The organism is Moorena sp. SIO3E8 (assembly GCF_010692445.1).
Lineage (GTDB): Bacteria > Cyanobacteriota > Cyanobacteriia > Cyanobacteriales > Coleofasciculaceae > Moorena > Moorena bouillonii.
In genome coordinates, this window is record NZ_JAAHHM010000204.1 from 1 (window position 1) to 8,901 (window position 8,901).

The following is an 8,901-nucleotide window of genomic DNA, read 5'->3' on the forward strand; positions in this document are numbered from 1 at the left end:
TTGTTTCAGACGAGGATTTTTAAGAATTTTGGCATCTGCGATTAAGGGCATGCCTTTACCTACAGGTAGATTTATTCCCGATTTTTCTCCTGCCCCTGGATGAATCTTAAAAACATACCCTTGAAAGCCGGCAACCGCTGGGGTTTTCCATTAGTACAGCGATCGCCTCAATCATGGAAAATAGTGGGCAGCTTTTTCAGTTTGTCAGTTCAAACGCTCAAATAACCATCAAACGTATACTAGGCAAGGATTTTCGGTTCGCCCAAAACTCGGCAAAATTGGATGAGCAAGAAGTTGAAAACAAGACTGAGAGAGGGCTTCACAACTCGGCTAGGTGCCCACAAAAATGACTTCCAAAGGTTTGGCTTACCCAAGACGGGCGAAAACAAAGTGGTGACCAAAAAAAAACATACCCAAGGCACTGAAAGACAAGCTGGGCAATAATTTCAAGGTAACCCCACACAAACCCCTTGGCAATGGCTGGGGGATTTTCTTTTGCGGATTTCTAGCATCGATGCAAATCTGAAAAACCGCGTAGCGTCGGCCCTGCTGAATCGCCAGAAAATCAGAAAGATATTGCACAACCAAAGGGTATGTCTAGTGTACGTACCCTTTGGCTTCCCCTGGTTCCATCAACAAGCTATTTCGGTTATCGATATTAAAACCACTTTTTGTTATTTTTTGTACGACCAAAAAGTTAACCGAAATAGAACGGGGCAAACGACGCAAATAGCCCCAAGCAATTCTCTTCCAGAACCCGGTTTTTATTGTGTGGACGTGCGTGGACGTGTTGGTATTTGTGCGTGGACGTGTGCTCTTAGATAAGTGTGGACGTGTTAGGATTTATGTAAATAAAAGTTATTTTGTGCGTGGACGCCAACGTGGACGTAATTGTGGACGGACGACTGAAAGGTATATGCAGTATGTGATTGCTCTATTTTGTCCATGCTCTATTACGTCCACGTTTTTCAATAATATATATAGGTAATGAAAAACGTGGACGTAATTGTGGACGTGGACGTGGTTAGAAGTTACCGCAAGAAGAGTGGAGCCTTTAATGGGTGACTAACTATGCGTAAAAGGTGTTTGACTTTGTTGTAAGGCGACCCTCTGATAAGGTTTCAGCTCCGGACGCGATTAGGTTGCGTGGACATGTTTATTCTTGTGTGCCAGCCGGAATTTCGGGTGAGCAAAAAAAAACGGATTGTACTGTTAGCTGGAGAAAAGTCTTCAGTCAAGGGCAAGCCTGTGAGCTGCTCAAAAATGGGATTAGACGCCTCTCTTTTTTCTTTCAGGATGTCTGGAACCTATTGAAAGGGTTTGACGACTCTGTGGACAATTTTTGTGCTATCTGGGAGAACCGAAACAGAATTTGATGGTCATAGCGTACGCTCAAAAAATGGAAAACCATTATCTTGTACTGCCCTGCTCCCATTTGTGATTCATTCCTGGCATAGGCTTCAGGCTTTTTCTTGGCCTATTATGCCCCCCGTTCCCGGATTTGTCCTAGTTCCAATCAAAGGTCAATTTTACTTATCGGCATTAGAATCACTTTTTGTTATCTTTTTGCGCAACCCAAAAACAACAATTCAGGTTTCTCTGCAAACGAAGGAAAACCTAAAAGGGTCAGAAGGGATGAATCTGGGTAAAGAAAAAACCTTACCTGCCTACTAGTAGGGGTATGCAGTTCTGTGTACCGACTCACCTCCAACGATCGGGCAATCGACCAATTGGTCGATTGCCCTAGTACCAATGTCAGACGGTAGTCCAAGCGGACGACCTACCCACCTCCAACACAAGGACAACTAAGTTCCAACTAATATTAAGTACCTGCATTTTTTTGTTATTTTCTGATAATTTAGGAAAAGATAACAAAAAGTCTTCTAAGTTCCTGTAATCGGACTTAGCAGTATTACAAATTATCCCCTAATTCCGCATCAGGACGTCTTTTTGTTGTCTTTGGTTTTTATCGGAAAATAATAAATAACAGAGGCAATTCTTGGTAATTAAATCAACTTATGGTACTAGGTTGCTATAAATTTGTTGTGGTTTGGCGAAAAATTGGGTTTTCAACATCAGGTCCAAGATCTCAGTGTTAGTTAAAACTCCAGTTATTAATTATTTTATTGGGTTTGCAGACACGCCCTAGATTTCAGCCTGGTGGCGGGTCAAGTAGCAGTGGTGAAGGGACTCGCTCTGGATAAGCTAAGCGCAAAAAGTGCATCCCAATACCCGCTAATCCAGTCATCAAATCGGGCAACACATCATTACCACCAGCTCCACACATCCAACGGCGAGTATGTTCAAAATTGCGCCACTGGGCTGTAGCCTGCAGATTAGCTTCTATTTGCGGATAAAACTCATCTGTAAGCTTGACAAACCTTAATAATAGCTCCGAGTTACCTGCCTTGCCGTGACATAATGAATCATCAGAGAGACTATGAAAACTTTGTAACGTTAGATCTAATGCTGTGTAAGCTTCACTTAATATATCCTCATCAGTTTTGCCTAAAGTTGCCCAACTATCAATACGACTCAAACCAATTCCTGCCGCACCGTTACACCAAAAATAAGCAAATTTTTGGCTAGGGGTTTCTTTTACCATTACTGCGGTGCGCAAATCATACCAGTTCCTCTTTGTTGCGTCAAATTGGGTTTTTTCGTAGGCAAAGGCTTGACGACCAGCTTCAATATATTCAGGTTGATTAAGGTGACTGCCGAGCCGAATCAGCGCCCAGCCGATGCCACTTGCTCCGTGAGAAAAGCCTGTTAGATTACCTCTTGTGTACTGAGGATGGTAGGATAGCCATGAAAGGTTATCATCCTGACGAATTGCATTCTGTAGTAAATGCTGAGCACACAATTCGGCACAATGCAACCCTTTCCCGGATGTCATTTCTGTCAGACCCAACATGACAGGAATAATCCCCGCGACACCTTGCAAAATATCATAGTGTCGATCTTGATTGATACGCGGTATAAGTTCATCACACAATTCGCTAGCCAAATCTAGAAGTGTCGGCTTGTTCCACAACTGGGCAAGGTGCATCAACAGGTAAATCAAACCGGCTGTCCCGTAGAATGCACCGAATCCTATCATTTTCTGTTGTTCGAGCGCGTGATTGAGTGCCCGCTTTGCAGCATCGTGAAATTCAGGACAGGGTTGGATTGCATTGAGATAAGCTAAAAACAGACAGATTCCCGCTGAACCACTGTAAAGCGAAGAATTAATATCTACTAAACGTTTACCAGTGGGTGTGGGTTCTATAGTTTGCCAGGGAGCAGTGTGAGAGGGATCTTGGAGTAGCGAACACAATTGCAGTCCAATTTGATAGGCATAGTTAACTGCTGAAGCGACAAAGTGTTTACTATTAATTTCATCTGTAGATAAGCTGGCATAAATATAGTTATTCTGGCGGATACAGTTGTCAGAGGATAACTTTTTAATGCGTTTTATTGTATTCTTTAGAGGTGAAATAATCCGTGTATCGGACAACTTCTGCTGATAATTATAAATCAGATTCTGATCATTCGCATGTGCAGTAAAGACAGGTATGTCTAATTGCCATAAAGCAGTTAACTCCAATTCAGCTAGTTCCCCCGTATCGTCCCATTGACGCGGATGTTCAATTAAACTATAAAAAATTAAATCGACTTCCAGTGGTTCGGCTAAGCATTTAGGATGTTGAGCTGCATTCAGTAAATCTACATAAATTTGTGTAGAGCGGTTGACGAAGCGCACTGAGGAGGATATAAATAATTCTTCGAGCAGCTTGATTGTTCGTGTAGGGTTTTGTAGCACCCAATCATAAACTTTGTTAAACCCTTCCACAATACTTTTTTGATAATCCTTTGGGTTGACCAACTCACCCTTATAATATAGGCGATTCTTTGGTGCTACCTTGATGCGAACACCAACTTTGGGTTCAACGGTTAAGGCTAATGACATTGAGTTGTTAATTTTGGGGATAGCAAAGGGGATCTGATACGATTCGCCACCGCTATAGCCGCTAAAGTTTACCTGCTTGTCTGGATCAACACCTTTTGCACGAGGCCACTCCAGCATACCAGTCTTAAACACTGAATCAAACAATGAATCTGATAATTTGTTCATTCGCTGGGGGACAACTTCCAAGGCAGTTTCGCAGTCGCAAATAAAGGCGTTACAGTTGGATACAAGAATATTTTCTAGATGAATATCGCTACCGCCTAGTATATGGAAGATTGCTAAATAGCCCCCTAGCTGATTGTAAAATGTCTTGACAAATTGCTGGCTTTTAGTGTGGTTTTGCACTGGAATAAATTCGGCATAACCATAACCATCTTTACAAAGTACCTGATAAGTAGCAAACTTAACTATTTCAGTTTCATTCAAAGTTTTAAGTAAACTTTGCATCGCTGCTTCAGATTTTATACAGCGTGGTTTGTAAACAATCTTTTTCTCTTCTGAGTTAGCCAACTCTAGATTAACAATTACCACACTATGACCATCAGCATGGGGATCTGATTGACCTAAATGGAAAGATTTGAGCTGTTTGATTTTTACTCCACCAAAGAAGGTGGTGCTGATTTCATCGCGTTCGCTCGTCAAACGTTGCATTAGTTCTTCACCATTTTTGCTCAAAAAATGGGTGATTTGAGCTAACCAACGCCCCAAGACAGGAAACTTGCGATAAAAATGATGGTAATTCTGCTCATCTTTAAAGGTCGTATTTAAGTAAGTTAAATATCCCTCAGTATCGGATGATTTAGCAATATTATTTTGATGACAGTAAAAATTGATATCAGCTTCAATAGCAAAGGATAAAGGTAATTGAAAGCGATTGATCAACTCCATTTGAAGGCTAACCAACGCTTGTTGAGTAATATTGAAATCTACTGTAGAGCAATTTATTTTAGCCAATATTGGTTGCATTCTTTGTTGCAGCAAGCGCAAAAATGGTTCGATAACTTTAGCAAAATGTTTGTAGTAAATATTCGGGTCATACCAGAAGCTACCCGCAAAATTACTCGACGGAAAATCGAGAGTTGCCAATGCTGCTTGATACACATTCAACCATGTAGAATGTGGTTGGACAAACTGTCTCAAATCAGACTCAGATAAGTTAGCTAGATTGCGTTCGTATAATTTATAGTCAATTAACAGTTGTTGCAGATTATCCTTGGCAAATATATGGCTTGCTAACGGTTGATAAATTTCTTGCTTAACTTGCACCGTGGCCAATTTGCCAGCCATTTTTTCTAACATCCAATTATCGAGAAGAGTAAGCGGAGTAGTACAAGCTGACAAAGAATTGTTAGAAGACAATTGCTGAATAATTGCGATGCGCTCAGATAAATTACTTGCACGACAAGCTAAGTTAGCGAGAGTAAGATTATCTAGCATAAGTTAGAACCATCTGATTTAAATTATTTTTTCGGAAACTTGTGTAGGGACGTTCCAGGAGCGTCCCTACATGATAACTAAATCACACAGCGTTGATATCAAACTCTACAGTTGCGAAGTTGCGAGTTAAACCAACGTTCTATAGCAATCCTAAATCATTTGTAAAATAGGCAAAATTGTAAATCCTTGCTGAGCAAGGGTTATAGCGATAGCTTCGCCCAATATATTTCACAAATCATATAGGATTGCTATAGTTGACATTAGAAACAAAAGACTCATTGAGAGAGAGCATGTCAAATTCGCAGAACAAATGTACTAAAATAGTTCATAACTACTACTGAAGCCCCGAAAACGCTGTAGTTCAAGCGTTTGTAGTTCAAATGTTCTTACAAAATTGACCTGCTCCCTCATTGAGAATTGAAATTGACATCAGAACTGAGACTAACCTTTGATTCAGCGGTGTCGCAAGATATGGTTATTCCGAAGTTACAGGTACTAGTAGCAATAGGACTCGTACCCCCATCACAATAGACGGTAAAGCCAGTATAGCAGGTACTATTGCATCCACCACCAGTACCACCTTTAATCAACTCGGCAGGCGAACGACTCTGTCCCGCAACAGCTTTTGGTAGTGCTGTGTCACCTTCTGACATACCAAACGCTTCAGGATTCTTTGAAAGTTCTTCACGGAATTCAAGGTCAATTATGGCAAATTGCAAGAGTTCCTCTTGATCATTGTTAAACATAAAGCGCCTCAGAGAAAAAAACAAACTGTCAATATATGGATCAGCACCTACACAGAATTAATTGCCTAATCCAAATCTCTGTAAGCCTCGCAGGGTAAGGCTTAAAGAGATTTGGTAAATGTCCAATTAATTTTGTGTGCCTGCTTATCAATTTGAGGGAGAAAGAACCACTTAAGAATTCACAAGTTATGAGTCAGTGCTTAGAAGACCTTACGGCTTCAGGATTACAGCCTGGATCATCCCAAGTCATCTCAATTGGAATGTTTCCTCCAACCACTCAGTTATTGTTTCAAATACAGTATTACCTTCGTTAATTAGTTTTGTGCGCCATTTTGGCCGTTATTTTTAGTGGAGAGCCATGATACCTGTACTGACTATTAATAACTACAGAACCTGGGGGGGTGACATGCAAGCTGAAATCATTACTAAGTAGTAATTTCAGGCCATAAGTTACAAAAAGATACATAGTGAGTCCTCAGATGCGCCCACCACCATCCTTCTCTTAAAACCCCAACTTCTGCACCGCCCTACGCTTCACCTCCTCATCCCGCCGGTCATACTTAGCCGTAGTTACAGGGGAAGCATGGCCAGCTAACTTCTGTACTGTCACAATATAAATCCCAGCATCAAGCAGATATACAGAAGAGGCGGGACTCAGTAAGCCCATTTCACCCCATCAGTGATGCCCTAATCCAACCCTATTCCCGGCATTCTTCTCGACAGTCATTGGAAGGGTGTTCAAGACTGAGTATAGGGTTCGCTCAAGCGTCTTTATGACCAAGTGATGGTGAAGTGCCTTGTTGGGGGATTATCGGTACTTCAGTACCAGAATCCGGCCAACCTTCATGCTTGAAAGGAGTACGACTCGGTTTGCGTACAGAATCAGTAACCCAGATGCATCAAGGGCTAAAAACAGTACGACATTATCTATTGCCAGCTGGCAGCCATTTTCACCAGTAATGAGGCCAATTCCCTACTCCCAATTCCCTACTCCCACCGCATGGATATAAAATGTTCACTGGACATCCGGTGGACATCCAGTGGACATCTAGTGAATGGTTATGACTCAGGAAATAGACAAAATCCCGGTCAAGGATTTACAGACTAAATACAACATAGGTCGCAGTGCCCTTTATGAGCGATTCAAACATGCCAATGTCAAGCCAAACAAAGAGGGAACTCGTTCTTTTGTGTCCGGTGAACAGCTTTCTGAGCTGGATCGCTTGCACAACCATCTAGAAGGGGGTGGAACGTTTGAGGACTTTGAATCATTATCAACCACCGGAAACAGTCAGGAAGCTATCTCCCTAAACAGTTCACCGAACAGTTCACTGAACGTTCACCGGACGAATTCCTGGGAGGCGGAACGGGAACCATTATTAGAGGTATTGATTGATGCGATGAAGCAAAGCTTCCACTACGCAATCACTTACGGTGTCTCTCTACCCAATGCTGGAAAACCTGTGACAGCAATCGACCGCCATCAACAGCTGAAAGTTGCTGCTGAAGAGGGCTGGCTACTGACAACTTTGGAGGTGAAGGAACTTATTGGGGTTAAGCCTCAAGCCGGAAAGGGCGAGAATAAGTATACCCGAGGCTCATGGACATTCATCAAGTCTGGAAAAATTGGACGAGGAACTGCTTGGAGAGTAGAACGAAGCATGTCCCCAGAGAACAGGATGAAAAGGATTGAAGGACTTCCGGATTGACCTTAAAATGTCAGAATGATTTTGAGATTGATTTTGTCTTTTTGTCAGCGATGAAGCGTTCGCGTAGCGTGGCCTACGGCCTCAGCTTCCGCGCTTGAGCGATTAGCCCGAAGGGCGTTGGCTAGCGAACGCTTATTGATATCAAGGTCTGGGTTTATTAGAACCCTTCCCCTTAGGCTTATTTTGTTCCTTTGATGACTTGTTTAGCAATTCGCTCGCTGTTTTTCCTGTCAATATCAAGTAGTTAGCTCGTTGATTTTCATCAAAGAACGCGAAGGCAGTCGATACGGCAAACATTACAATTACTACTAGTGTTTGAACCTTCTCTTGGAAGGTTTGATTTTTCTTTAGCATCAAAATTATTTCCTCTAAAATCAAGTCAATAATTATGTGACTAGTAGTTGTTGAATTTGAGCTTTCCAAGGTTCGGATAATACTACTTAACGATTGCAAAAAAAATATATTTGACCAGGGCACACCAAAGTTGTTCAATAAATAGGCAGGGGTGTATTGAGGCGTGGGGTATGAAAATCGACCGCCATGGCCAGGCAAAGATTTTAACAGCAGAGGAAATCCAGCTTCTGTTCAACGAAGGGGCAACCCTTAACCCGCCACGAGACCGGGCACTGTTTGCCGTGATGCTGTACACTGCCTGTCGGGTCAATGAAGCGGTGACCTTAAGAATAAGGGATGTTTATGATCGCAAAGGTTTCGTGCGTCCCGTTGTTCTATTTCGGAAAGGTAACACAAAGGGTAAGCTTGCCACCCGGACCATCCCGGTACTAGAAGATCTGCGGAAACACCTAACAGACTACCACCCTCCTTCATGGGGAAACTATCTATTTCCCGGAAGGCATGGGAAAGGGCATCTCACCCTGAGGGGGCGACGAAATAAGCTAAAATGCAGATTCTATAAGCAACCTAGCCCTTATACCTCGTTGATAATACTTTCGTTTATTAGGATTGAGTCTCATTAATTCGGTTACTAATTCTAGACAACAATCCTTAAACTTTACCCAGGTTTGACCATATAAACCAATGTAAAAACTGCTATGTCTCC

Annotated in this window: 5 protein-coding genes and 2 pseudogenes; 3 read left to right on the forward strand and 4 right to left on the reverse strand. The window is 42.1% G+C overall.

The genetic code is table 11. From position 1 onward, the window contains the following. Positions 1 to 2,152: 2,152 nt before the first annotated feature. From F6K46_RS36360 to F6K46_RS36370, 3 genes are all read right to left on the reverse strand, one after another. Positions 2,153 to 5,386 carry a type 2 lanthipeptide synthetase LanM family protein gene (locus F6K46_RS36360; protein WP_293067428.1) on the reverse strand — a complete coding sequence of 1,078 codons (3,234 nt, stop codon included), beginning with the start codon at positions 5,384 to 5,386 and terminating at the stop codon, positions 2,153 to 2,155. Between the two features lie 407 nt (positions 5,387 to 5,793). Then, positions 5,794 to 6,132 (reverse strand): cinnamycin family lantibiotic, encoded by a 339-nt coding sequence (locus F6K46_RS36365; RefSeq protein WP_293067431.1) that lies wholly within the window; start codon positions 6,130 to 6,132, stop codon positions 5,794 to 5,796. A 502-nt stretch (positions 6,133 to 6,634) separates the two neighbouring features. Next, the gene (locus F6K46_RS36370) at positions 6,635 to 6,799 is read right to left on the reverse strand and encodes a hypothetical protein (RefSeq protein WP_293067434.1); all 165 of its coding nucleotides are present in this window, start codon (positions 6,797 to 6,799) and stop codon (positions 6,635 to 6,637) included. A 178-nt stretch (positions 6,800 to 6,977) separates the two neighbouring features. Between F6K46_RS36370 and F6K46_RS36375 the strand changes: the two genes are divergently transcribed. The 3 genes and pseudogenes from F6K46_RS36375 to F6K46_RS36385 all read left to right on the forward strand — a co-directional run. Beyond that, a complete protein-coding gene (locus F6K46_RS36375) occupies positions 6,978 to 7,142 on the forward strand; it encodes a hypothetical protein (RefSeq protein ID WP_293067437.1) in 165 nt (54 codons plus the stop codon). Positions 7,143 to 7,187: 45 nt separating this feature from the next. Further along, the gene (locus F6K46_RS36380; protein WP_293067439.1) at positions 7,188 to 7,841 is read left to right on the forward strand and encodes a hypothetical protein; all 654 of its coding nucleotides are present in this window, start codon (positions 7,188 to 7,190) and stop codon (positions 7,839 to 7,841) included. Between the two features lie 524 nt (positions 7,842 to 8,365). Then, a pseudogene (locus F6K46_RS36385) lies at positions 8,366 to 8,686 on the forward strand (site-specific integrase); the annotation flags it as partial. 51 nt (positions 8,687 to 8,737) lie between these two features. Here the strand turns inward: F6K46_RS36385 and F6K46_RS36390 are convergent. After that, positions 8,738 to 8,901 (reverse strand): annotated as a pseudogene (locus F6K46_RS36390) (IS4 family transposase); the annotation flags it as partial.